The following is a 24,102-nucleotide window of genomic DNA, read 5'->3' as shown; positions in this document are numbered from 1 at the left end:
AGGCCATATGAGGCCACGGCGAGAGAGAAGGCGACAAGTGCGGCTTTGTGCATGCTCGGCCTCTGGCGGCGTTCTAAGAGGCCTCTGGCCGCCATTGCCATGCGCCATGGCGGCCGTTGACGATGAACATGGTGATCAGACGCCGGCCGGCTGCTGCGCGGGCGTGGCCGGCAACTCGATGCCCCAGCGAGACGAGGCATATTGCGCTTCAAGGCTCTCGGGCTTGGCGAAGATCCAGCCCTTGTCGAGCAGGCTCTTGGCCGTCAGCTCGTTGCCCTTTGCACCAAGATAGGCGAGGAACCCCGCCTGGATCAGCAGGCCGATGAAGAGGCCGCTGGGATTGCTGGCGGTCGACGCGCCCGCGAGGGCGGAGCTGGCAATGTTGATGGCGATCATCAGCCCGCCGAGCAGATAGAGGCGCCTCAGGAAGAGCGGAATGCCGAAGAAGGGAGAGAGCAGGAACAGCACCCAGCTGAACCCCACCTTCAGTACTTTCAGCTCACCCGTACGCGGATTTTTCATCACGACCTTCATGTGATCCCCCAATGTCTGATGTGAAATGAAAGGCTCAGCGCGCGGCGACGCCCGTGCGGGCGATGACGCCGTCCTTGAGCAGGAACCCGGCCGTGCCATCGGCGAGGGTGCCCGGCACCAATTCGGCCATGGGCTCACCCTGCGGCTGCACCGTCGTGATGGGCGCCGTCCAGGCGAGCGTGTCGCCCCGCGCCACCTGGCGGCAGTCCCCCGAGGCCGCCAGAACGGTGAGCACCTGCTTGCGGGCGGGTCCCGGCCGCTGCGACAGGATGGCCGCCATCTGCTGCGGGGTGCGGCAGAACAAGGTGACCGCGATCAGCCGACAGACATTGCCCTGCTGGCAGCCCTCGGCATGTTCAGCCTGTGGCGGCGCCGAAGCGGCGACAGGCGGGGCACCGGCGCTCCGGACTGGCGTGTCTCGGGAACCGACCTGCGCCTGTTCGGGTGGTTCGCGGATGTCCGTCCCTTGCCGCTTCGTTCCCCCCATCGCAGCTTGCAGCCTTGCCGCTTCGAGGCCCGTCAGCTCGCGGTCGAAGGTGGCGTAAGGCTCATCCTGTGCGAGCCATCTGAGACCGTCGACAAAGCCAACCTGCGGGCTTTTGGCGGTGATCTGCGCCTCGGTAGGCGTATCGACGCCGAGGCGTTGCAGGCGCTTGATGCGAATGGCCAGCAAGGTCGCCCGGCGCGCGCCCTCCAAAACGACCGGGTCGGCGACGTCGGCGGCGGACGCCCAAACCGTCCGGTAGCGTTGGCGCATGTGCTGGGCGAGACTTTCCAGCTGCGTATCGGTCGACATGGCATCGGCAAAGGCCGCGTCGAACAGGGCCATCTGCCATAAGCATAACTGCCTGTCGGTCTGCGACGTGCTGCCGCCCATCCCCGTATCGCCCGGAACCTTGACGTTGCCGATGCGCTCGAGTTCGAGCTGCACGGGCGTTTTCTCGAAAGTGAAGGGGTCCGGATAGAGGGCATCGAAGCAGGCGCCGCCCATGGCCTCGACGACACGGCGCGCCGGCAGGCCCATCTGGCCGTCGCGTTTCACCCCCGGCCGGGTCATTGCCAGCATGACGACGAGCATGGCGTGCTGCTCGTCCAGCGGTTCGGGCAGCACGTAATTCTGCTCGAAGATGCGGTCCTTGTAGCCGAACTCAACACTGCGCTGGGCGGAGGCGGGGACTGGCGCGAGGGCGGCTAGGACGAGAGCGGCGAGAGTCCCATTATGGAATGTGACTGATCGTTTCATGGAAGCGCTTGTCTACATAATGGACAACTATTAATATACATTTTGTTCGTAGACGGCACAGGGGGTGCCATGAACATTTTGTTCTCATGGATCTCTTTGCTGCCAATCTTCGGGCCCGTGCCGCGGCGCTCAATCTGTCCAACGCTGAAGCCGCCCGCCGGGCCGGCCTGAACGAGCGTCGCTACTTCCATTATGTGAGCGGGGCGAGGGAGCCGGACTTGGCAACGCTGGTGAAGATAGCGAAGGCGCTGGGCACGACGCCCGACGCGCTGCTCGGCGTGAAACGCGAGCCCGATGACCTGCCCGAGCCGACCGAGCGATCGAAGCTGATCGACCGGATGGTGTCGGCTGTGAACAATCTGGGCGACTACGAACTTGAGATCGCCGTGCTGCAGGTCGAAGTCATCCTGCGCATCCAGAACGAGAAAGACGCGGCAGAGAGGGCGAAAGGCGAATAGGGGGCTCGGCCCCCGCTTGCCTCGTGCGCGCGACGGGGAAGTTCGGCAATTTTATTGCGTGACGGGATTGGAACCTGTTCTGCAACCTAGCGTGTGAGCACGTTTGTAGGCATTAGATTTTTCAACAGAAAAATTTGACATGAATATCAAGTCACTAGCTGGCTAGTTCGGCGCCCTTCCGGGACACCACATTTATATGCATAAGTCTATGATTTTAAATCATATTTTTTGCGTAAAATTCCCGTCCCAGCATCTGCCCCAGCACATGCGTTAGCTCGTGGTGGTCCTTGGTGGACCGAAGCGGGATTTGCCGGGATCAGGTGGGATCCGGCGGGACGGCGGCCGCTCAGGCCAGATCCATGCCCAATCCGGGATCGGCGCTATTGCATATTGCTACTTCGCCGCATGTTCAGCGACGGCAGTAGCGCTATGGTTGCATAGTCAGGGTTGGGGGTGAGAATGGGCAGGATAGGGCGAGTGGTGATCATGGCCGTAATGCTGGCGACTGTCGGCGGGTGTCAGCTCTCGAACCCTAGGTTTTCCGTGGGCCAGCGCTCAAACCCGATGGGGCCAACCCCAAATTCGGGACCTGACTATGCGCCGCATCCGTGAGACCCATCTATTATAGGTCCACACCTGCGGAGCTTTTCATCCCTGCCCAGCCCGCGCTCGCCAGCGGACTTTTTCGTGTATGCAGCTTGCGCTAAGTCCCGTCCATGTACGGGCAGCATGATGAGCCACGTCAAGCAGGGGCACCTGAGCTAATCTTCTCCGCAGCGTCTTCGGCGGTGAAAGATGCCTGCAGCAGGCCAGAATGGAGGTAGCTTGGGCCATCTGCTCGGAGGGTCGGTTTATTGCAAGTTCGTTTCAACCGCCTCATTTAACCGAGAACGGCAGCATCGCTATCTGAGGAGGGGGCTGTGCGCCGAACCGGCGTCTAGCCCCGCGCCGCAGCTCCTGCCGCCTCTTGGTAGGGCAAAGGAGACAGCGTCATACGCAGGGTGACCCGCAGGCCGCCGAGGTCAGGGCTGCGATCGAGGACGATTGAAATGTGCAGCAGGTCCGCGATCACCTTCACGATCGAAAGCCCGAGACCGCTGCCGGGTACGTCCGGCCGGTCGGGCGCGCGATAGAAGCGCCGGAACACCTGCTCCCGCTCGGCTTCCGGAATGCCCGGACCGCTGTCCTCGATGGTCACAAGCGCCAGTTGCCCGTCCCGCTCGGCGCACAGCACCACCTGACCGCCCGCGCCGGAATATTTCACTGCATTGTCCAGAAGATTGCCCAGCAGTTCGGACAGCAGAACGGTGTCGGAAATCAGCGGCAAGGGGCGATGCCTGATGAGGCAGGAGATCTGGGTGTCGGGTGGGATGCCGGCGATGCGCTCGGCGATGACATACTCGATCACCTCGCCCAGATCGCAGGGCGTGCCGCCCGCTGCCGCGACGGCGCTTTCGTCGGCACGGGCGAGGGTGAGGAGCTGGGTGATGAGCCGCTCCAGCCGCTCCGCCCCCTGATCCAGCTCGGCCAGGACACTGCTGCGCAGCTCGGGATCGGAGCTCTCCCGTCGCAGCAGATCCACATGCATCCTCACGATCGCCAGCGGCGTGCGCATCTGGTGGGAGGCATCGGCCGTGAAGCGCCGCAGAAGCGCCGTCGCCGAGCGCAGGCGCTCGAACATGGCATTGATAGCGGTGGCGGGCGCCATCGCCTCCTGCGGCACGCCGGACAGATCGAGCGGCCGCAGGTCGCGCCAGTCGCTGACGGCGCGGGTGTCGATTTGCCGGCTGAGATCGGCGAGAGGCATCAGCCCGCGCTCGACGGACACCCACGCCAGCACGGCGATGGCCAGGATCAGGGCGGCCTCAGCAACGCCAAGGTTCCGCAGCATTTCGTTGCGCAGCTGATTGCGGGCGAGCCGGGTCTCGGCGACGGCGACGATGACCGGGCGTTCGACGCCATAGACACGGCGCGCCACCGCGGCGAGCCGCACCGCATTGCCGCGATAGGTGTCGTCCCAGTGGGTCGGCTGGCCGGGCTCCGCGGCCGCCATCTTTCCGAGGGGCAGGTCGGGATAGCCCGTCACCGGCCCGGAGTCGGAGGCGACGAGATAATAAACGTTGTCCTGCGTCTTGGTTTCGAGCATGCCCAACGCGACTTGCGGCATGTCCACCACAACCTCGCCGCTCTCCACCGCGAGGCGCTCGGCGATGGCCATCAGCGAGCCGTCGAGGAGGCGATCATGGGAACTCTCCACCACCGACGTGATCGTGAGATAGCCGCCGGCTCCGATAGCTACAGCCAGCAGCAGTACCGGCGCGAGCAGATTGAGGAGAACCGCGCGCTTCAGCGAGCGGCGGGCGTCGCGCATCAGCCCCTCTCCAGCATGTAGCCGAGCCCGCGGACGGTGCGGATGCGCAGCCCTCCGGCCCCGAGCTTCTTGCGCAGGCGGGCGATGTACAGCTCCAGGGCGTTCGGGCCTACCGCGTCATCCAATCCGAACACCTCCGAGATGAGGCGTGCCTTGGGCACAAGCTTGCCCGCCTGAAGCAGGAGAAGATGCAGAACCGCCAGCTCCCGCCGCCTCAGATCAAGGGGAGAGCCCTCCAGCCGCGCGACTTGCTGCGCCGTATCGAACTGCAGCGGCCCGAATTCGAGAACGACGTCGCTGACGCCAAAGCCCCGGCGCACCAGCGCACGCACCCGCGCCTCGAACTCGGCGAGGGCAAAGGGCTTATGCACATAATCGTCAGCGCCGAGGTCCAGCGCCTTCACCTTCTCGCTCACATGGTCGCGGGCTGTGAGGATCATGACCGGCGTCTTAAGGCCATTGCGGCGGATCGCCCGCAGCACGTCATATCCGCTTCCGTTGGGAAGGCCGAGATCGAGCACGACCAGATTGTACGCCTCGCGGGTCGCCAACCCGACCGCATCGGCCACATCAGCCTCATGGTCGACCGCATAGCCGAGCGAGGTAAGCGAGCGCTTCAGCCCGCTTGCCAGAGACCGGTCGTCTTCCACGATGAGGATACGCATCACGCCGACTCCCGGCCGGGTTGCCACCGGCCGCAAGGCGTTAAAGCCCTTAGTTCGGAGCGCGGAGGATGCCCCAGACGTGACCACGTCCGTCGCATCGCATAATGTAGACTGGCTAACGGTAGCAAGTTCAAGAGACGTCGCGAACGTGTGTACGGGAGGTAGGTCGATGGCCCCGATGAGCAGCACCGGCGAGAGGATCGCCGTGCGTGCGGAGGGGCGCGTTCGTGCGGCTGCGCGGTGCATGACCGGACTTTTCTTGGTCGCAGGGCTTCTCTTTGCGATGGCCCTGACAACGGCGGTCAGTCAGGCCGGGGCGCAGTCCCTTCGCTCGGACGAAGTTTCGGTCGGCACGGGAGCCGCCGGCGCCCTCAGCGTCCTGTCATCCATCGATCTGGTGGAGATGGGTGAACTGCTGGAACACTGGCGGGCGCGTTATCCGGACATCAAGCTGACCTATCGGCACAAGAACTCGTTGGACGTCTACTCCGATGTGGTCGAGTGCAACGAGGCGCGGCCGTGTCCCGATCTCGCTTGGAGTTCGGCTATGGATCTCCAGATCAAGCTGGTGAACGACGGTTATGCTGCCAGGCACGAGACGGCCGCCGCCGCGGTGCTGCCGCCGTGGGCGGTGTGGCGCAATGAGGCCTTCGGGATAACAGCGGAACCTATCGTCCTCGTCTACAACAAGATGCGGGTGCCTCCGGAAGACGTGCCGCACACCCATGCCGACTTCATCCGTCTCATGCGCGAGAAGGGCGCCACTTACCGGGGCAAGATCGCCGCCTATGATCCGGAGCGCAGCGGCACCGGATATCTATTCTGGAACAGCGATGTGCGGATCACTGCCGACACCTGGCAACTGGTCCGGGCGTTCGGGCGGACAGGGCCGAAGCTCTATTCCTTCGCCCACACCATGCTCGATCGCGTGTCGGATGGAGACCACCTGTTTGCCTACAACATGATCTCATCTTATGCGCGGGCGAGGGCGATGGAAGAGCCGGCCCTCGGCGTCGTTACCTTCGAGGACTATGCGCTGGTGATGACGCGCATTGCCCTCATTCCCAAGCAAGCGCCACACCCCGAGCAGGCGCACCTTTTCCTGGAGTTTCTCCTGTCTCGCGAAGGCCAGGCTGATCTCGCGCGCCGCGCGTTCGGAACGGTCCGGCTCGACATGACGCCGCCGCATGACGCCGGCGCCGATCCCGCAAGATTCCATCCAATACATGTGGGGCCTCAGCTTCTCACTTACCAGGATCAGTCTAAGCGCCGGATCTTCTTCCGCGATTGGCGAAAGGCTCTTGAGACTGAATGATCTGGCGGCCGCATGACCGCAGTCGACGTTAGACGATCGTCGCGCGTGACGTGACAGGTTCTTGACAGGTTCTCCCCCCTACGCTCGCGCCGATGCCGCCATGCGATGGGCTGCGCCAAGTCTCTGCAAGGGACCGGCGGGCTGCAGGCGGCTGGACGAAGCAACAACAAGCAGCGCAGGGACGCCGCGTGCGGCTGCGCCGGCATGGGAGACAACGCATGGTCGGGCCTTCGGCAACCGCCGTTCCATCCACCGTGACCGCAGAGGTGCCTGCGATCAGATCGAGAACCGCAGCAATCCTGCGCTCGACCAGCGGAAACTTTCTTGAGCAGTTCGACTTTTTTCTTTTCGGTTTCTACGCGACGTCGATTTCCAAGGCGTTCTTCCCGACCGGAAATGAAGTCACGGAACTGCTCCTCACCTTCACGACCTTCTGGCTCGGCGCGCTGATGCGGCCGGTGGGCGCGATCGTGCTCGGCTCCTATCTCGATCATATTGGCCGCCGCAAGGGACTGATCGTGACGCTCGGCATCATGGCCGCCGGCACGGTGCTCATCGCAGTGTGCCCCACCTACGCACAGATCGGCATCGCCGCGCCGCTCATCGTGCTCTTCGGTCGCCTGTTGCAGGGCTTCTCGGCGGGCGTGGAGCTGGGCGGCGTCTCGATCTACCTGTTCGAGATCGCGACGCCCGGCAACAAGGGCTTCTACACCTCGTTCCAGTCGGCCAGCCAGCAGGTTGCCATCTTCTTTGCTGCCATCATCGGCTTCTCGCTGAGCCAGCTGATGCCGTCCGAGACCATCTCCGCGTGGGGCTGGCGCATTCCCTTCTTCATCGGCTGCGCGATCATCCCCTTCATCTTCTTCATTCGCCGGACGCTTGAGGAGACCCCCGAGTTCCTCAAGCAGAAGAAGCACCCGACCCAGAGCGAAGTCTTCGCCGCGATGCTCACCAACTGGCGGATCGTGCTGCTCGGCATGATGCTGACCGCCATGACCACGGTGACCTTCTACTTCATCACCGTGTACACCCCCACCTTCGGCAAGAACGTGCTGAAGCTGTCCATCACCGACAGTCTTCTGGTCACGCTGCTGGTAGCGACAACCAACTTCATCTGGCTGCCCATCGGCGGTGCGATCTCGGACCGCGTGGGTCGCCGTCCGGTGCTGCTGACCATCGCCATCCTGGCGCTGGCGACGGCCTATCCCGCCCTCGCGTGGCTGGTGGTGGAGCCGACCTTCAACAAGATGCTGATGGTGGAGCTGTGGTTCTCCCTGTGCTTCGGCGTCTATAACGGCGCCATGGTGGCGGCCTTGTCCGAAGAGGTGCCCGCCCATGTGCGCACCACCTGCTTCTCGCTCGCCTTCGCCCTCGCCGCAGCCCTGTTCGGCACGTTCACGCCCCTGGTCTCCACCTGGCTGATCGACATGACGGGGAACCGCGCGGCACCGGGCTTCTGGCTCATGGCCGCGGCCGCCTCGGGCCTGATCGCGACCATCCTCATCTATCGCGGACGGGGCGCGGCCCCCGCGCGGAGTTGACGTGATGGACGCGACACTCGCGCGCGTGGACGTCCTCGTCATCGGTGGCGGCAACGCCGGGCTTTGCGCTGCCATCTCAGCGCGACGCTCCGGCGCTTCCGTCCTGATCGTGGAGGCGGCCCCGAAATTCTACCGTGGCGGCAACACGCGCCACACCCGCAACATGCGCTGTGCCCACGACAGCGCCACGAAGATCCTCTCCGGCCCCTACACGCAGGACGAATTCTTCGAAGACCTCCTGCGGGTCACCCAGGGCCAGACGGACGAGACCCTCGCCCGGCTGATGATCCGCGAATCCCAGGACATGTTGGGGTGGATCGTGGAACAGGGCGTGCGCTGGCAGCCCTCGCTGGGCGGCACGCTCAGCCTCGGCCGCACCAATTCGTTCTTCCTCGGCGGCGGCCGGGCCATGCTCAATGCGCTTTATCTCACCGCCGAGCGCCTCGGCGTCGAGGTCCTCTACGACACCGAGGTGGTCGAGATGGAGATGGAAGGCGGACGCTGCAGCGGCGTCCTCGTCCGTCGCCCGGATGGCATGCATCGCATTTCCGCCAAGGCCGTCGTCGCCGCCGCCGGCGGCTTCGAGGCCAACATCGACTGGCTGAAGGAGGCCTGGGGCCCCTCCGCCGGTAATTTTCTCATCCGCGGCACGCCCTACAACCGGGGAACCGTGCTGAAGATGCTGATGGACAAGGGCGTGGAGACGATCCGCGATCCCACCCAGTGCCATGCGGTCGCCATCGATGCACGGGCCCCGAAGTTCGATGGCGGCATCATCACGCGGCTCGACTGCGTGGTCTTCGGTATCGTCGTCAACAACCGGGCAGAGCGCTTTTACGACGAGGGCGAGGACATCTGGCCCAAGCGCTACGCCATCTGGGGTCGCCTCGTGGCCCAGCAGCCCGACCAGATCGCCTACATCCTTTTCGATGCCTCCTCGCTTGAGCTGTTCATGCCCTCCCTGTACCCGCCCATCGCGGCGCCCACCATCGCCGAGCTTGCGGGCAAGCTCAGCCTGGATGCCGAGGCCCTCACCCGCACCGTGGAGGGCTTCAACGCCGCCGTTCGACCCGGCACCTTCGACGACAAGACCCTCGATGATTGCCGCACCGAGGGCCTGACGCCGCCCAAATCCCACTGGGCGCGCAAGCTCCAGACGGCGCCTTACTACGCCTATCCGGTGCGGCCGGGCATCACCTTCACCTATCTCGGCGTCCGCGTCGGCGCCGATGCGCGCATGCGGATGGCCGACGGGACAGGCGCGGACAATCTGTTCGCCGCCGGGGAGATCATGGCCGGCAACGTGCTCGGCCGCGGCTATGCCGCGGGCATCGGCATGACCATTGGCAGCGTGTTCGGGCGCATCGCAGGACGGGAGGCGGCCGACCATGCACGCCACTGATGCTTTGAAGGAGGCCGACCGCCTGATGACGGTCTGCAACTCCTGCCGTTATTGCGAAGGCCTGTGCGCGGTGTTTCCCGCCATGGAGATGCGGCGCGCCTTCACCAGCGGCGACCTTAACTACCTCGCCAATCTGTGCCACGCCTGCGGCGGCTGCTACACCGACTGCCAGTTCTCGCCGCCCCACGAATTCAACGTGAATGTGCCGCGGACGCTGGCGACGGTGCGGGCGCAGTCCTACGCGCACTATGCCTGGCCCGGAGCCCTGGCGGTGCTGTTCCGTCGCAACGGGCTGTTCGTGGCGCTGGCGACGGCGGCGAGCGTGGCGTTCTTCATCTTCGCCTTCATGGGGGCGGGCGGCGGGCATTTCGGCGAGGCCGTGCAGGGAACCGGCGCGTTCTACCACATCATGCCCCATGAGCTGATCGCCTGGCTGTTCGGCGGCGTCTTCACGTTCGGCCTGGTCGCGCTCGCCCTGTCGCTGCGCCGCTTCTGGCGGGACATCGGCGATGCCGCCGAGAGCCCGCTTGCGCCGCGCCCGCTCTGGCAGGCCATCAAGGATGCGGGCTCGCTGCGCTATCTCGATGGCGGCGGGGTGGGCTGCTACAACAAGGACGAGAAGCCGGACGACAACCGCCGCTTTTACCATCACCTCACCTTCTACGGCTTCATGCTCTGCTTCGCGGCGACCAGCGTGGGCGCGCTCTACCACTTCCTGTTCGGATGGGAAGCGCCCTATCCCTGGTGGGACCTGCCGGTGGTGCTCGGCACCCTCGGCGGCCTGGGCCTCGTGGTCGGCCCCATCGGCCTCCTGCGCGCCAAGCGCCAGCGCGACCCAGCCCTCCTGAGCGAGGCCGGCGCGGGCATGGACAAGGCTTTCACTGTGATGCTGCTGCTCACCGCCGTGTCGGGGCTGCTGCTGCTCGTCCTGCGGGCGACGCCGGCCATGAATGCGCTGCTGGCGATCCATCTCGGAATCGTGTTCGCCCTGTTCCTGAGCCTACCCTACGGACGGTTCGTGCACGGGCTTTACCGCTTCGCCGCGCTGGTCCGCTACGCGCAGGAGCGTGCCCGCGACGCCTGACGCCAGGTCCCCGCGCGCACCTGCGGTTTGCGTTCGGGCCGAGCCTTTCCGACCCCGGCGGGGTCGGCTGAACAAAACAAAGATCAATCACGGGAGGATAGGACATGACGATTGCGAGGAGCTGGCTTTCCGCGCTGCTGGTGGGCGCCACGCTGGCGCTGCCGGCCGCGGCGCAGGCCGATGAGGTCAAGGTGATGATTTCGGGCGGCTTCTCCGCCGCCTACAAGCAGCTTGTCCCGCAGTTCGAGCGTGCCACGGGCCATACGGTCTCGACGGCCTACGGCCCCTCCATGGGCACCACCGAGAACGCCATTCCGGTGCGCCTCGCCCGCGGCGAACCCGTGGACGTGCTCATCATGGTGGGCGAAGCCCTCACCGGCCTGACGGAGCAGGGCAAGGCAGACAAGGCCTCGCGCGTCGATCTCGCCCGCTCGCCCATCGGAGTCGCCGTGCGTGCCGGCGCGCCGAAGCCGGATATCTCCTCGGTCGATGGCCTGCGCGCCGCGCTGCTCGCTGCCAAATCGATCGCCTATTCCGACAGCGCGAGCGGCGTCTATGTGGAGAATGAACTGTTCAAGCGCCTCGGCATCCAGGAGCAGATGAAAGGGAAGGCGCGCATGATCCCGGCAGAACCCGTGGCCGCGGTGGTGGCGCGCGGCGATGCGGAACTCGGCTTCCAGCAGATCAGCGAGCTGCTGCCTGTGGCCGGCGTGGAGGTTGTGGGTCCCATTCCCGAAAGCGTGCAGAAGATCACCATCTTCGCGGCGGGCATCTCCACGAAGGCGGCCTCCGCAAAGGCGGGTGCCGACCTCATCGCCTTCCTCGCGTCCGCCCAGGCCGCTCCCGTCATCCGCAAGACGGGACTGGACCCCATCGCCCATCCGGCTGGGAAATAGCGGCGACTGCAGACCGCGGCGCCGCCAAGAGCGCGGGACGGGCGTCTCCAGCGTCCGTCTGCCTAAAGACGCCATCTCCGAACCCTCCGAGTACAGATGCGTTGCCGCGGTCCGTCAGGCGGTCGCTCTGGACGGCAACTCGATTCCCCGGCGTGGGGTGGCAAATTGGGCTTCAAGACTAACAGGCTTGACGAAGACCTGCCCCTTGTCGAGTATGTCTTTTCCCGTGTACTCGTCGCCCTTTAGCCTGAGCCAGAAGACTAGCCCCACGTCGACGACGAAGAGCAGCGGCACGAGACCATCGCGTGCGTCGGCGCTCAACTGTTCCCGTGTCCGACATGGCTCGATCTCGCCGCAGGGATGATGATCGGAATGTCCAATTCCTGAAGGTTTTCCAACTTCTGTTCGTGACGCGAGAACGACCGAGCAGCCTTTGTCCCGTGCTCCACTCGCCCGCGCTCCGGGGCGCCAACACGTGTTCTCGATGCCGCGACGCCGATGATAAAGGCCCCGGTGGTCACCCGCAGCCCAGGGCGACGGCTCTGGACCAACGACATCGCGAAGCTCGGAACGGTCCCGTTGGACGCGCCCCGCCCGGATGGGGTGGAAAGCGGGCAGTTCCTGCAATCCAGGTGACGTAGCAATTCCATATACTTATGGATAGCCTGCCGTTGCCCTGAGCTGGGGCGTCGGGGCATCTCATGACAGTTCAATCGCTTTTTCACGGCGTGTCGCGCACGCGCGCACTCGGGCTCGTCGCCATCGGCCTGGGCGCCGGTAGCCTTGCGCAGACCGTGCTGGCCGATCCCCTGCCGTCTTCGTCGACGACCTATGAGACGTTGAATTACGGGACGACCGGGACGTTCCTCACCGGCATTCGCGGCGACAATATCGTCGGCAACTACACGATCCCCGGCACCACCGAGACCGGCGGCCTCTACTACAACATGACCAGCCACACCTGGTCGCCGATGCCGGAGGCCACCGACAACGGCGCAAACTATCCCGGCGCCATCGGCTCGTCGCCCTATGGGCCGAGCTTCGGAACCCCCGGCGGCATCCTGCGCGTGGTGGGCAGCTACCAGACCGAAGCTTCGGCTCCGTATGACCTCAGCTATCTTTACGATGCCGCCGCAGCGCCGGGGCAGACGCTGACACCGCTGGCCTATCCGGGCACCGACACCCTTTACACCATTGCCCACAGCAATTTCGGCAACCAGGTGGTCGGCGACTACGACACCCGGCTCGCGACCGGTAACGCCTTCATCTACAATATTGACACAAAAACCTATACTACCAACAATATACCAGGCGCCGTCAGCACTACCGCCTATGGCATCTACGGCGACAAGATCGCCGGCGGCTATGGCGAAGTCGAGGTCGGCGGCGGGCTCCACGCCGAGCACGGCTACATCTACGACCAGACCACCGGCACCTATGAAACCTACGATCACCCCGGTGCGGTCGCGACTCATTTCGAGGGTATCACCGGGGCCGGCCGCTCCGGCGAGTACAACCTCGTCACCAACTGGGTGTCGGCGGACGGCGTGGTGCATCCCGCGGTCATGCACATCGATGCCCTCGGTGTTGTGACCTGGTACGAGATCGACATTCCCGGGGCCGTCGTGTCGTCCAACTCGGCCTATGGCGACAATGTCGTCGGCATCTATGTCTCGACCGAGGGCGGCACGACCACCATAAACGGGTTCATCGCCACCATTCCGGGCATGTACAACCCGATCCGCAATATCGGAACGCTGAACTTCGCGGACGACAATGCCGCGGCCCTGTCGGGCCTGAAGGGTGACGACATCATCAACAGCGGCATCATCCATGCCACCGGCAACGGCGGCATCGGCATGCGTGGCGAGACCTATGGCGTGCTGACCAACAAGGGCACCATCACCGCCTCCGGCATCGCCGGGGCAGCGGTGGAGTTGCATGGCACCTACGGCACCTTCCTGAACTACGGCACCTTGCAGACCACGGTGGAGGCGGATGCCCTGCGCACGGGCCCGGACAGCCACGGGACCGTGATCGTGAACACGGGCATCATCGATGGCCGGCTGGCCGCGACGGCCGGGACGGACAAGCGGTTCGAGAACAGCGGCTGGCTCGGCGTGAGCGGCACCGGCCCGACGATCACCCACCTCTTCAGCGGCATCTTCGTGCAGACCGCGGCGGGCACCTACGCAGCGCGCGTGACGGATGAGGGCAGCGACTTCCTGGAGGTGACGGGCACCATACGGCTCTCCGGCACGCTGCAGGCATCCTTCCTCAACACGAGCTTCGCCCCGACCACGACGCTCATGGTCGCGACCGACGGCATCACCGGCACCTTCGACCAAGTGGTCACCCCCGGCCTGCCGGCGCTGTTCGACGCGAGCGTGGCCTATGCGCCGACCGCCGTCACCATGACCGTCGCCGCCGATCTCGCCGGCAAAGCAGGGAACACGCCGAACCAGCGCGCGGTCGGCAATGCCATCGATCGCGTCATCAACACCACGACCGACGGCCTGCTGACGACCCTTCCCACCGCGCTCAGCCCGCTCTACGGCCTCACCGCGGCGGAACTGCCCGGCGCGCTCACCGCCCTCTCCGGCGAGGCCTATGCCAGCGCGCAGACGGTTCTGCTGGGCGACAGCGCGTACAGCCGCGACGCCCTGCTGGGACGCATGCGCCAGGGCTCCTATGCCGACCAGGGTGGCCCGACGGCCGCGCTCGGCTTCGGCGGGCCGGCGCTCGCCTATGCCGCCCCGACCACGCCCGGCGTACCGTTCCCGACCAAGGCGCAGCCCTCCGCCGAGCCCGCGTTCAACGGCACCATCTGGGCGCAGGCGTTCGGAGGATGGAGCGCCTATGGCGCCGGCCGCGACACCGCCGATGTTGATGCCAGCATCGGCGGGCTCATCTCCGGCGCCGATGTCAAAGTCGAGAACTGGATGCTCGGCGCGGCGGTCGGCTACACGCATTCCAGTGCGCAAATGGATGCGCTGGCGAGCCAGTCTGACGCCGACAGCATGCTGGTGGCGCTCTATGCGGGCACAAGTTCCGGGCCATGGAAGCTGCGCCTTGCCGCCAGCTACGCCTTCAACCAGATCGACGCTTCGCGCACCATCGCCTATCCCGGATACGTCCAGCGAGCGGGTGCAGACTATTCCGGCGGTACCGGACAGGTGTTCGCGGAGGTCGGCTACGGCTTCGCGGTCCAGCACCTGGCGCTGGAGCCCTTCGCAGGCCTTGCCTACGTCCTTCTGAACACCGACGGCTTCACCGAGACGGGCGCCACGGCCGGCCTGACCGGTGCGTCGAGCACCATGGGGGTCGGCTACTCCTCGCTCGGCCTCAGGCTGGCGACCACCGTGGAGCTGTCACGCGGCATGGCGCTGGAGCCCAATGCCTCGGTCGCCTGGCAATATGCCTTCGGCGACCTCACCCCCGATGCCCAACTCGCCTTCCTCAGCGTCCCAAGCGCGAACTTCACCGTCGCTGGCGTGCCGCTGGCGCAGAACACCGCGCTGGTGAAGGCGGGCGCCGACCTGCGCATCGGTCAGCAGGTCCGCCTCGGCATGGCCTATGTCGGCCAGTTCGCGGACAGCGTGACGGTGAATGCCGTCCAGGCCAACCTGGCGTGGCGGTTCTAGCGGGTCGAGCGCGGGATGCGCAGATCCCTGCCGTGACTGACAGCGCCGGCCTGCGCCGCAGCCCCGCCCGTGGGCAGGACAGCCACGGGCACCTCGTTTCCCGATTTGCCCCGCCCGCTTCCCGGGGCAGCCCTCAGTTCGGGAAGTAGTCGACCGGTACGCCCACGCGCATGGGGCGTGGGGGTGGGTCGAAGGGGGCGTTCTTTTCCACCGTGCGCAGCGCCGCCACGTCATAGGCGGGGGTGCCGCTGGAGCGCTCGATCTTCAGGGTGCCGGGGCGCAGCGCGCCGTCGGCCTCCACCGCGAAGGAGACGTAGGCCGTGCCCTTCCTGCGGATGGAGCGCTGGGCATCCGGCGGATAGACGATGTTGTCCTTCAGCTTCTTGGTCAGGCTGCGCACATAGGCCCGCAGGATCTGGGCCTCGTCGACCTCGGGCGCCACGGTCTGCGCCTGCTTCTGCTCCTGCGCGCCCTGCACGTCGGCAAGGCCGGGCGTGCCCGACTGCGCCTCCGCGGGTTTCGCCCTCTCCTGCGGCGGAGCATCTTGCGCCTGCTGCTCAGGCGATGGGGGAGGAGCCGGCGCGAGGGTGCCGTCGGGGGCCGGGTCCTTCTCCGGCCGGTCGGGAGACGCCGCCTGGGCGACTTGCGTCTTCTGTTCCTCCTGGGCCTCCTCCTGCTGCTTCTGGTCCGGGGCGCCCCTGGTCTGCTGCAGCACCTGCTGCTCGGACTGGGTATCGGAGACGAGGCCCTGAAGCTCCACCACCAGCAACTGGCTGTCCTGCGGCGGCGGCGGATCCAGCACCACGACGAAGGGCAGGATGAGCGCCCCGTGCAAGGCGAGGGAGGCGGCGAGGCCGTGGCCGAGGGTGAAGCTCATGGTAGCGTTCCCTCCGGGGCGGTTCCCGCACCCGCGGCGATGCCTTTGGTCTGCACTCCGACCTTGGTGAAGGCCAGGGTCTTCAGCACGTCGGCCACGTCCACGAAGCTCTGGAAGGCCACGGCCTTGTCGGCCCGGATCAGGATGGAGGTGTCCTTCGGCAGCACGCCGAGCCGGGCCTTCAGCTCCTCCACCGACAGCGCGACGCCCTCCAGGTGCAGGGTGCCGTCCGCCGTGATCTCGATCATGGTGTCCTTCTGCTGCTCCACCTTCATGGGCGCAGCCTGCGGCAGGCTGACAGGGATCCGCCCCACCGCGATGAAGCTCGCCGTGGTGAGCACCATGGTGAGCAGCACCAGCATGATGTCCACGAACGGGATGACGTTCATGGTCTCGAACGGCTTCTCATCCATGGGACGCCGCTCCGACTGACGCCGGGGCGGAACCCGCCTCGCGGGCGATCTCCCACCTGAGCATCAGCACCTTGGCGCGGCGCAGCAGCGCGTTGTAGGCCACCACCGCCACCAGCGCGACCACGAGGCCCGCCGCCGTCGCCTTCAGCGCCAAAGCCAGGCCCACCATGATCTTGCCCGGGTCCGCCCCGGCGGAGAGGTCCATGCTGGAGAAGGTGAGCATGATGCCCAGCACCGTGCCCAGCAGTCCGATATAGGGCGCGTTGGAGGCCACCGACGCCACCACCACGAGACGCTTCGACAGCTCCAGCTCCAGCACCTTGGACGAGGTGTAGGCCTCCGGTCGTACCCGCGCGAAGAAGACGATGCGCTCCAGCACCACCGCCACCACCAGGATGCTCAGCACCAGCAGCAGGCCGATGACGCCGTAGTCGATGGCTTCCTTCAGCCAGCTCATGCTTGCCATGGTGCTGTCCTCAGAAGGTGATGCCGGCCTGGACCAGGCCTACGGTGTTGCCACGGCTGTAGCCGGCCTGGGCCTCGTTGCCGCCCACGCTCCAGGCGAGATACGCCTTCAGGAGCAGGTTGCGGCCGGGCATGTATTCATAATTGCCGTAATAGCCGAGGCCGATGTCGCCGAGCTGCACATAGTCAGGCTGGGTGATGGTGTAGGCGCCGTCCTCCAGCGCCACCCCGCCCACGTCGGCAAAGGCGCTCACCGCGTGGTGCCAGCCATAGATGTCCGGCAGGGCGTATTTCAGTTCCGGCGTCACCAGCCAGCCGCTGTCCCCTGACAGCCCTTCGTAATAGCTGCGCACCCCGAAGATGCCGGTGAGGGAGAATTGCTCGGAGGAATCGAGATTCCCCGAGAACGACTTCTGCCCGCGTACGTTCACCGACAAGGAGAGCTTCTCCAGCAGCGCCACCGTCATCACGAAGGATGCGGTGATCTTGGAGAAGTCGCCCTGGGTATCGGCGCCGATGAGGTTGGCGAGCGCCTGGTCGGCGTCGGGGAAATCCACGTTGCCGAAGGTGACAGCCACCGCCGTGGAGGTCACCACCGGCATGTTCAGCCAGGGCAGCACGCCGGAGGTGTCGCCGTTGAGGCCCACAATGCCCTCGTTGATGTAGCGGTGGGCGTAGGACACGCCCAGGGTCTCGTCATTGAGGTTCTTGTAGGTGTAGGCCGAGCTGCCCCAGACCGAGACCGCCCGCGAGCGCAGGAAGGGGTAAAGCAGGGTGGCGGAGACGCCGTCGGCAACGCCGGTGGCGTTGAGGTCGGCATAGGTGTCGCCCAGCGCATAGGTGGTGCGGAAGGCCGCCACCTCCGCCCTCAGGCCGTCGTACCCAAGCGGCAGGGAATAGGCCACGCGGCCGTTGAGCATGTCGGTGGAGTTGGAGACGAGGCCGAAGGCGGAGAGCCGGTCGCCAATGCCCAGCGGGGAGTTGATGTTGAAGCCGCCGGAGGCGCGCCAGATTCCGGTGTAGGGCGTGCCGAAATTGTCGCCCATGAGGAAGCCGTCGACGAGGCGCTGCTCGGGCACGTCGAACAGGAAGTCGGAAGTGCCCTGGGTCGCGCCTGCCCCGATCACCGCCCGCGGCATGCCGGCGCCGGCAAGGTCGGAGATCAGCAGCATGGCCCGTTCCAGCCGGGCCTGCTCGATGAGTTCGCCCGGCAGCACCTTCTGGGTGTCGAGGGTGCCCCTTACCATGAAGTCTTTCACCCGGCTCTCGTTCTTGACGTTCACCTCGCCGTAGCGGCCGGGCACCAGCTTGAAGGTGAGCGTGCCCTTCCGCGCGTCCTGCTGGGGCACATAGACCTTGGCCACCAAATATCCGGCCTCGCGATAGAGCGCGGTGACCTTGTCGGCGGCGGCGTAGATCTCGGCGAGGGAAAGCTTTCTGCCTTCATAGGGCGCCAGAACAGCGCGCAGCTTTTCCTCGCTGACGGCCAGCCCATCGGTGCCGGTGACGGCGATGTGGCGCACGTGGAGTGTGGATTTGTCCGGCAGCACCAGCTGCGGCTCGGCGAGCTTCGGCAGGACCAGGGGCGCGACCTGCTGCGGCTGGGGCGCGGCCTGCTGGGACTGCTGCGCGTCACGCACCGCATCGCCGATGTTGAAGGGCAGGCCCTGGGCGAGGGCCGATGCCGGGACGAGCATCCCGACCGCCGCCGCGAGGGCGAGGCCTGAAGCGCTCGCGGTGCCTGGAACACGCATGTGTCCTGGCCGGGACGAGCCGGCGGAAATCCTGGAACGGGTCATGGCAAGGCTCTCGGAAAGCAAGGTGCGGATGAACGAACGGGATCACGAGGGCGGGTGAAACGCGGGGCCCGGAAGGTGGGCCATCGGCGGCGGGCGCCGGCCGGATGGGGCAAGTCCGCCCGGCCCGACGCGTGGCGGCCTTACTGGGCCGGTGCGGCCGCCGGAGCGGGAGCGGCCGGCTGTGCCGGCGCGGAAGACGCAGGCGCTGAGTCCTTCTCCAGGTCGAAATGCTGGCCGTCCACGTCGATGGAGCGGATGGACCCGCCAACCCCGCCCTTCGGTGCCGAAGCCGGCTGCACCTGCTGTGCGGCGCGCTTCCTGCGGCGCTCTTCCTGGTCCTGCAGCTGCCGCCAGGAGGTGGTGGGCGCCGGCGCTGCGCTGCTGTCGATCTGGGAGGCCACCGAAGGCCCGGCAAGCGCTGCCGTCGCCGAACTCCCCGCCGCCACGTCTGAGGTCGATGGCGGGTTGTCCGCCGTCTCCTGCACGCCGGTGGTGGCGCTGACCGTGGCTGCGCGCACGGCCGATTGCACAGCATCCGTTGCATAGGCAGGGATCGTGGGCGACGTCACGCCCGACACCGAGGAGCCGATCCCTTGGCCGTTGCCCACGCCTCCGGTCTGGCCGGTGGATGTGGTGTTCCAGGTGCTGTTGGAAACCTTGCCCGCGCCGATGTTGTTGCCGACCAGCCCTCCGGTATTCTGCGTCCCGGAGACTGCGCCGGTGGCAGACGAATTGGTGATGCCACCGAGATTGTTGCCGGCGATACCCCCGACATTGCTCGTTCCGGAGACCGTTCCTGTCGAGGTGGCGTTGTCGATGGTGCCGGTGCTGGTGCCGGCCACACCGCCCACCGTCAGGATGCCTGTCACGCTGCCGGCAAACAGAACGTTGCTTATGGTTCCGCCGAGATTGAGGCCGGCGATACCGCCTACGGCGGCGGTACCCGTCACGCTCCCGGTCACCTGGGAATCGGTGATGGTTCCCCCATTGAAGCCCGCGATGCCGCCGGTGCCGAAGGCCCCGGTCACTGTTCCGGAGAAGGACGCATCACTGATCGTCGTTCCCACGACCCTTCCAACGATGCCGCCGGTATAGCTTCCAGTATTGGTCACGGTTCCGGAAGCAGAAACGTTGGTGAGCGTTCCATAATTGCTCGTGCCGATGAGTCCGCCGACGTCCTGGCCCGCGCCCGTAACGGTTCCACTGGCATAGGCGGTGTTCAACTTGACACCGTTGCTGTAGCCGATGAGGCCGCCTACGGTCTGGACGCCGGTCACATTTCCGGTCGCATAGACGTTGGTGTAGGTGCCGCCGGCAGTTCCAGCCAGTCCGCCGACATAATTGTTCCCGGTTACGTCGCCGGTGGCATAAGCATCGCTTACAGTTCCGCCACCGCCGCCGACCAGCCCGCCAACGGTCATGTAGCCCGAGACATCACCGGTAGCGTAGGACCCGGTAATGACGCCGTAGCTGTAGCCAACCAGCCCACCGACGTAATTGCCGGAGCTCGTGACCGTCACGGCCGCGTGGGAGCCGGTGATCGTGCCGTAGTTTTCGCCGATCAGACCGCCGGTGCCGGCCCAGCCGCTGGACAGGCTCGTCACGGCGCCGGTTGCGTAGCTGTTGCTGACGATGCCGTTGTTTTCGCCCGCTAGAGCGCCGACAGTGGAATTCCCAGTGATGTCCGCGTCGAGCAGGCCGAGGTCGCGGACTTTGCTGCCGGTGCCGATGGAGCCGATCAGGCCCACTGAACTGCCGCCAGAGGAGATGGTGAGCCCTCTGACGGTGTGGCCCAGGCCTGCCAGAGTCCCGCTGAGCTTGGCGATCACCGGGCCGTCGTAGGTGGCGGCGCTGGCGTCGATGTCGTCGGCGATGGCGAAAAAGCCCGATGCGGTTCCGATGGCATCGTCGAGGGCCGCCAACTGCGCCATGGTATGGATGAGCGTATAGGCTTGGCCGTTCATGGCGAGGCTGGCGTTGGCGCCGCTCAAGGTCACCGCGGCGCCGTTGGCGATGTAATAGTCGCCGCCATAGTTCAGATTCAGCCCTGCGCTTGTACCCGTGGCGGTGATCGGCGCATTGATGTTGATGTCGTTGGTGGCGGTGAGGGTCAACGTGGTGTTGGCCGACCATGAGACCGCAGCATTGACAGTGATATCGCCGTCGGTGCCGCTGCCGTCGGTGGACTGTATCTCAACACTGGTGGTGGCGAGCAGGGAGCTTAACTTACTGGCGCTGATGTCGCCGCCATCATCATGCGCCCGGCGGACCCATGGCCGCGTCCAATAGGCGTAACGGCCAATGGTGAAGCCGTCGGGATCGATGAGCCAGCTGCCGGTGTTGCCGCTGCTGGCGAGCGTGGTGATGGTGGCGGCATCACTGATCTTCACCGTGTTGCCGGAAGTCTCGATGGAGCCGCCGTCGCCGCCGTTGGGGGCGGAGGCATCCAGCGTGCCGGAGACCTTCGTGGTGCCGCCGTCCGCCTTCAGGGTGATGGAGCCCTTCTTGTAGGTCTTGGCCGATGAACCGCCCGTCAGCGCGGCCATGGTGCGGGCCTGAATGATTCCGCTGTTGTTCACCTGCGCGGAGAGAACCGCGTCCGCCGCCTTGGCGGTCATGATCACCTTGCCGCCGTCGGCCTTGATGAGCTGCTTGTTCTCCACAAGGGCGTTCAGCACTCCCTCGTCGAGGGTCACGTCAACAAGGGAATTGCCCTCGAAATTGAGGGTCATCTTCGAGGCGGCATTCAGCGAGACGGTGCCCAGCGTGGCGGTGATGACGCCTTCATTCGACACGCTCTTGCCCATGAGCGAGACGTAGCCGCCGCTCGCCGCGCTGATGTTGCCCCGGTTCACCACCGACGCGGTGGAGGAGCCGGAGAACTCGTAGTTGCCGGCGAGGAAGTCGGCGTTGCTGATGTCCAGCGTCGAGGCGACGAGGCCGCCCACGTTCACCTGGCTGGTGCCGGTGAAGAGGATGCCGTTGGAATTGACCAGGAACACCTGTCCGTTGGCGTTGATGGCGCCGGCGATGACCGAGCTTTCGTTGCCGATCACGCGGTTCAGCGTGACTGAGGCGGCCGACGGCTGGTTGAAGTTCACGGTCTCCGAGGCGGCGACCGAGAAGTTCGTCCAGTTGATGATGGCCTTGTTGGTGGATTGATTGATGTTGGTGGTGGTGCCCGAAGTAGAAATGGTCGCCGTCCCCGAGACCACTGTCCCGCCCTGGGGCGCGGCAAACGCCGGGTTTGCCAGAAGCGTCGCCAGCGCGGTGGAGGCGCAAAGGAGGCGCGTCAGCCGTGCCCGCCGGCCCAGCACGGCAGGGCTCGAAAACGGGACCCCGGCCATTTGCGGTGCCGGAGGAACGACAGCGGCGCGCGCACGCATCCGCATCCCGCGCGGGCGGGAACAGACAATGGACATACGACAATCCTCAAGGCGATAATCAGCTAAGCTATATCCAAGTGGATATAATAATAACAGTACCAATTTACCCGCCGGGCAAATGGGGCGACTTCTTGATGGCGTGTGGCAAAATTGCGACACTGGCGAAGCTGACGCTTCGGGCGCGGGGAATCGCTGCGGTTTGGCAGGGCGGTTCAGCGCAAGCGCATCAGGACGCATCGTCCCGTGTGAGATGCCGGCGTCCGGCATCGTCGACCCCGCCAGTCAGTGCGGAACCGACATTTTCGGGAGAGCCGGATGTGACATCGGATTTGGCGCGAGTCAGGAGTATGGTGGGGGCGGGACACCACCCGCTTCAATCCGCCGGCGTCGCCTCGGGTGCACTCGCGCTGGTGGCGGCGTTGGGGTCGCCGGGCTCGGTTTCCCAGGCGAGGCCGGGAATGGCCACGATGCGCCGGCCCTGGCTATCCAGCCGGCACACGATCACCTGGCGCTCCTCCATATAGGCCAGAAGCCGCCGTGCGCGGCCGGGGGAGCGGCTGCCGTAGGCGCGGGCCACGTCGGCGTCGGAGGGACAGGTGCGGTGGTCGAACGCGGCGCGGGCGAGCGAGAGAAACACGCCCTGCATGTCCTCCGGCAGGGTGCCGGCCATGGCCAGCACCTCGGCCCAGGGGGAATCCTCGGCTTCCGCCTCGGCGGCATCGATGCCGGCATGGGCCACCGCCAGCCGGCGACGGAAGGCCGACAGGCTCAGCGCCTCCCCGCCGATCCTGTGGATGCGGCAGCGCACCAGGAAATCCTGATAGAGCACCGAGATGGTGCGAAAGCCCGCGTCCCGCTCGCTCAGGATTTCGCGCAGGGCCGAATCGATGGCGGCCTGGCGCTGCTCGGGTGAGAGGGTGGGCGCCTGCGGCGCAGCCGGCGGCGGCGGGGCAGGGGGACCGCTGCGCGCGAGCTGGGCCAGCACGTCCGCCGTGGGCGCCACCGCCGGCGGACGGCGTGGCACCAGCGGGCGAACCTCGTCGGCACCGGGCATGAAGATCAGATCGTGGGCGTCCTCGGCGGCGGCGGGCTCCGGCAGCGGCACCAGCTTGGGGCTGGTGGAGCGCGCGGAGGTCTCCACCGGGCCGATGTGAATCGGCAACGGCCGGCGCGCCAGCGCGGGACCCAGCGCGATGAAATGGCCGCTCTGCAGGTCGCGGAACATCTCGGCCTGCCGCCGCTCCATGCCGAGCAGGTCGGCGGCGCGGGCCATGTCGATGTCGAGGAAGGTGCGGCCCATGAGGAAGTTGGAGGCTTCCGCCGCCACGTTCTTGGCGAGCTTGGCCAGGCGCTGGGTGGCGATGACCCCGGCAAGGCCGCGCTTGCGGCCGCGGGACATGAGATTGGTCATGGCACCGAGCGACACCTTGCGGGCCTCGTCCGACACCTCACCCGCGGCGGTGGGGGCGAACAATTGTGCCTCGTCCACCACCACCAGAACCGGATACCAGACATCGCGGTCGGCATCGAACAGGCCGCCGAGGAAGGCGGCGGCGGCGCGCATCTGCTGCTCGGCGTCGAGCCCTTCGAGGTTCAGCACCACCGAGACCCGGTGCTGGCGCACCCGGGCGGCAATCCGCTGGAGGTCCGCCTCGCCGCGCTGGGCATCCACCACCACATGGCCGTAGCGGTCGGCCAGGGTGACGAAATCACCCTCCGGATCGATGATCGCCTGCTGCACCCACGGGGCGCTCTGCTCCAGCAGCCGGCGCAGCAGGTGGGACTTGCCGGAGCCGGAATTGCCCTGCACCAGCAGGCGCGTGGCCAGCAGTTCCTCCAGGTCCAGCACGGCCGTGTCCCCGCCGGAGCGGGTACCGAGGGCAATGGAGACCTTGGCGGGCGCCGTCATCGCGGCGACCGCCCTGCGGGGAGGGCGCGAAACGTCATGGGGGCACTCATATCAATTCGCGCCGCCGGTTCAACCGCGCGACGCGGAGAGCAGGAGGCCG

General features: G+C 66.1%; 18 protein-coding genes. 7 read left to right on the top strand and 11 right to left on the bottom strand.

Annotation, left to right across the window (positions count from 1 at the left end; all coding sequences use genetic code 11):
• Window positions 1-135 precede the first annotated feature (135 nt).
• Window positions 136-522 (bottom strand): hypothetical protein, encoded by a 387-nt coding sequence (locus V5F66_RS16590; RefSeq protein WP_394094286.1) that lies wholly within the window; start codon window positions 520-522, stop codon window positions 136-138.
• A 46-nt stretch (window positions 523-568) separates the two neighbouring features.
• Window positions 569-1,777: a hypothetical protein gene (locus tag V5F66_RS16585; protein WP_394094285.1), complete on the bottom strand. Its 1,209-nt coding sequence runs from the start codon at window positions 1,775-1,777 to the stop codon at window positions 569-571.
• Window positions 1,778-1,863: 86 nt separating this feature from the next.
• On the opposite strand from V5F66_RS16585, the gene V5F66_RS16580 reads away from it, so the two are divergent.
• Window positions 1,864-2,235: a helix-turn-helix domain-containing protein gene (locus V5F66_RS16580; RefSeq protein ID WP_394094284.1), complete on the top strand. Its 372-nt coding sequence runs from the start codon at window positions 1,864-1,866 to the stop codon at window positions 2,233-2,235.
• A 937-nt stretch (window positions 2,236-3,172) separates the two neighbouring features.
• Here the strand turns inward: V5F66_RS16580 and V5F66_RS16575 are convergent.
• Window positions 3,173-4,606, bottom strand: coding sequence for a sensor histidine kinase N-terminal domain-containing protein (locus V5F66_RS16575; RefSeq protein WP_394052360.1), 1,434 nt, complete (start codon window positions 4,604-4,606; stop codon window positions 3,173-3,175).
• A complete protein-coding gene (locus V5F66_RS16570; protein ID WP_012114291.1) occupies window positions 4,606-5,271 on the bottom strand; it encodes a response regulator in 666 nt (221 codons plus the stop codon). Before V5F66_RS16570 ends, V5F66_RS16575 begins: the two co-directional genes overlap by 1 nt.
• Window positions 5,272-5,440: 169 nt before the next feature.
• Between V5F66_RS16570 and V5F66_RS16565 the strand changes: the two genes are divergently transcribed.
• The 5 genes from V5F66_RS16565 to V5F66_RS16545 all read left to right on the top strand — a co-directional run bounded on the left by V5F66_RS16565 (window position 5,441) and on the right by V5F66_RS16545 (window position 11,509).
• On the top strand, window positions 5,441-6,586 hold the full coding sequence (locus V5F66_RS16565) for an ABC transporter substrate-binding protein (RefSeq protein WP_394094283.1): 1,146 nt from the start codon (window positions 5,441-5,443) through the stop codon (window positions 6,584-6,586).
• Window positions 6,587-6,804: 218 nt separating this feature from the next.
• Entirely contained in the window at window positions 6,805-8,127 is a 1,323-nt protein-coding gene (gene tcuC / locus V5F66_RS16560; protein ID WP_012114294.1) for an MFS transporter, read from the top strand.
• A gap of 4 nt (window positions 8,128-8,131) precedes the next feature.
• Window positions 8,132-9,529, top strand: a complete 1,398-nt coding sequence (gene tcuA / locus V5F66_RS16555; protein WP_394094282.1) for an FAD-dependent tricarballylate dehydrogenase TcuA — start codon at window positions 8,132-8,134, stop codon at window positions 9,527-9,529.
• Window positions 9,516-10,613: a tricarballylate utilization 4Fe-4S protein TcuB gene (tcuB, locus tag V5F66_RS16550; RefSeq protein WP_394094281.1), complete on the top strand. Its 1,098-nt coding sequence runs from the start codon at window positions 9,516-9,518 to the stop codon at window positions 10,611-10,613. Before tcuA ends, tcuB begins: the two co-directional genes overlap by 14 nt.
• A gap of 104 nt (window positions 10,614-10,717) precedes the next feature.
• Window positions 10,718-11,509, top strand: coding sequence for a substrate-binding domain-containing protein (locus V5F66_RS16545; RefSeq protein ID WP_394052368.1), 792 nt, complete (start codon window positions 10,718-10,720; stop codon window positions 11,507-11,509).
• Between the two features lie 114 nt (window positions 11,510-11,623).
• Here the strand turns inward: V5F66_RS16545 and V5F66_RS16540 are convergent, their stop codons facing one another.
• Window positions 11,624-11,830 carry a hypothetical protein gene (locus tag V5F66_RS16540; RefSeq protein ID WP_394094280.1) on the bottom strand — a complete coding sequence of 69 codons (207 nt, stop codon included), beginning with the start codon at window positions 11,828-11,830 and terminating at the stop codon, window positions 11,624-11,626.
• Window positions 11,831-12,210: 380 nt separating this feature from the next.
• Here V5F66_RS16540 and V5F66_RS16535 point away from each other — a divergent pair, with 380 nt between their 5' ends.
• Window positions 12,211-15,153: an autotransporter outer membrane beta-barrel domain-containing protein gene (locus tag V5F66_RS16535; protein WP_394094279.1), complete on the top strand. Its 2,943-nt coding sequence runs from the start codon at window positions 12,211-12,213 to the stop codon at window positions 15,151-15,153.
• A 133-nt stretch (window positions 15,154-15,286) separates the two neighbouring features.
• Here the strand turns inward: V5F66_RS16535 and V5F66_RS16530 are convergent, their stop codons facing one another.
• The 6 genes from V5F66_RS16530 to V5F66_RS16505 all read right to left on the bottom strand — a co-directional run bounded on the left by V5F66_RS16530 (window position 15,287) and on the right by V5F66_RS16505 (window position 24,002).
• A complete protein-coding gene (locus V5F66_RS16530) occupies window positions 15,287-16,030 on the bottom strand; it encodes a TonB family protein (protein ID WP_394094278.1) in 744 nt (247 codons plus the stop codon).
• On the bottom strand, window positions 16,027-16,443 hold the full coding sequence (locus V5F66_RS16525) for an ExbD/TolR family protein (protein ID WP_394094277.1): 417 nt from the start codon (window positions 16,441-16,443) through the stop codon (window positions 16,027-16,029). The genes V5F66_RS16530 and V5F66_RS16525 overlap by 4 nt, the downstream gene beginning before the upstream one ends.
• Window positions 16,436-16,909 (bottom strand): TonB-system energizer ExbB, encoded by a 474-nt coding sequence (gene exbB / locus V5F66_RS16520; RefSeq protein ID WP_394094276.1) that lies wholly within the window; start codon window positions 16,907-16,909, stop codon window positions 16,436-16,438. Before exbB ends, V5F66_RS16525 begins: the two co-directional genes overlap by 8 nt.
• Window positions 16,910-16,919: 10 nt before the next feature.
• Complete coding sequence (locus V5F66_RS16515) at window positions 16,920-18,662, bottom strand: ShlB/FhaC/HecB family hemolysin secretion/activation protein (protein ID WP_394094275.1); 1,743 nt, start codon at window positions 18,660-18,662, stop codon at window positions 16,920-16,922.
• A 185-nt stretch (window positions 18,663-18,847) separates the two neighbouring features.
• Entirely contained in the window at window positions 18,848-22,129 is a 3,282-nt protein-coding gene (locus V5F66_RS16510; protein WP_394094274.1) for a beta strand repeat-containing protein, read from the bottom strand.
• A 337-nt stretch (window positions 22,130-22,466) separates the two neighbouring features.
• A complete protein-coding gene (locus V5F66_RS16505; protein WP_394007302.1) occupies window positions 22,467-24,002 on the bottom strand; it encodes an ATP-binding protein in 1,536 nt (511 codons plus the stop codon).
• Between the last annotated feature and the right edge of the window lie 100 nt (window positions 24,003-24,102).

Source organism: Xanthobacter versatilis, from assembly GCF_043193975.1.
In the GTDB taxonomy this organism is placed as follows: Bacteria; Pseudomonadota; Alphaproteobacteria; order Rhizobiales; family Xanthobacteraceae; genus Xanthobacter; species Xanthobacter autotrophicus_E.
This window is presented reverse-complemented; position numbering and strand designations above follow the sequence as displayed.

What these genes read in the sequence shown, in the direction of transcription:
- V5F66_RS16590 (WP_394094286.1), bottom strand. Translation starts at nt 522, where the DNA reads ATGAAAAATCCGCGTACGGGTGAGCTGAAAGTACTGAAGGTGGGGTTC.
- V5F66_RS16585 (WP_394094285.1), bottom strand. Translation starts at nt 1,777, where the DNA reads ATGAAACGATCAGTCACATTCCATAATGGGACTCTCGCCGCTCTCGTC.
- V5F66_RS16580 (WP_394094284.1), top strand. Translation starts at nt 1,864, where the DNA reads ATGGATCTCTTTGCTGCCAATCTTCGGGCCCGTGCCGCGGCGCTCAAT.
- V5F66_RS16575 (WP_394052360.1), bottom strand. Translation starts at nt 4,606, where the DNA reads ATGCGCGACGCCCGCCGCTCGCTGAAGCGCGCGGTTCTCCTCAATCTG.
- V5F66_RS16570 (WP_012114291.1), bottom strand. Translation starts at nt 5,271, where the DNA reads ATGCGTATCCTCATCGTGGAAGACGACCGGTCTCTGGCAAGCGGGCTG.
- V5F66_RS16565 (WP_394094283.1), top strand. Translation starts at nt 5,441, where the DNA reads ATGGCCCCGATGAGCAGCACCGGCGAGAGGATCGCCGTGCGTGCGGAG.
- tcuC (WP_012114294.1), top strand. Translation starts at nt 6,805, where the DNA reads ATGGTCGGGCCTTCGGCAACCGCCGTTCCATCCACCGTGACCGCAGAG.
- tcuA (WP_394094282.1), top strand. Translation starts at nt 8,132, where the DNA reads ATGGACGCGACACTCGCGCGCGTGGACGTCCTCGTCATCGGTGGCGGC.
- tcuB (WP_394094281.1), top strand. Translation starts at nt 9,516, where the DNA reads ATGCACGCCACTGATGCTTTGAAGGAGGCCGACCGCCTGATGACGGTC.
- V5F66_RS16545 (WP_394052368.1), top strand. Translation starts at nt 10,718, where the DNA reads ATGACGATTGCGAGGAGCTGGCTTTCCGCGCTGCTGGTGGGCGCCACG.
- V5F66_RS16535 (WP_394094279.1), top strand. Translation starts at nt 12,211, where the DNA reads ATGACAGTTCAATCGCTTTTTCACGGCGTGTCGCGCACGCGCGCACTC.
- V5F66_RS16530 (WP_394094278.1), bottom strand. Translation starts at nt 16,030, where the DNA reads ATGAGCTTCACCCTCGGCCACGGCCTCGCCGCCTCCCTCGCCTTGCAC.
- V5F66_RS16525 (WP_394094277.1), bottom strand. Translation starts at nt 16,443, where the DNA reads ATGGATGAGAAGCCGTTCGAGACCATGAACGTCATCCCGTTCGTGGAC.
- exbB (WP_394094276.1), bottom strand. Translation starts at nt 16,909, where the DNA reads ATGGCAAGCATGAGCTGGCTGAAGGAAGCCATCGACTACGGCGTCATC.
- V5F66_RS16515 (WP_394094275.1), bottom strand. Translation starts at nt 18,662, where the DNA reads ATGCGTGTTCCAGGCACCGCGAGCGCTTCAGGCCTCGCCCTCGCGGCG.
- V5F66_RS16510 (WP_394094274.1), bottom strand. Translation starts at nt 22,129, where the DNA reads ATGTCCATTGTCTGTTCCCGCCCGCGCGGGATGCGGATGCGTGCGCGC.
- V5F66_RS16505 (WP_394007302.1), bottom strand. Translation starts at nt 24,002, where the DNA reads ATGACGGCGCCCGCCAAGGTCTCCATTGCCCTCGGTACCCGCTCCGGC.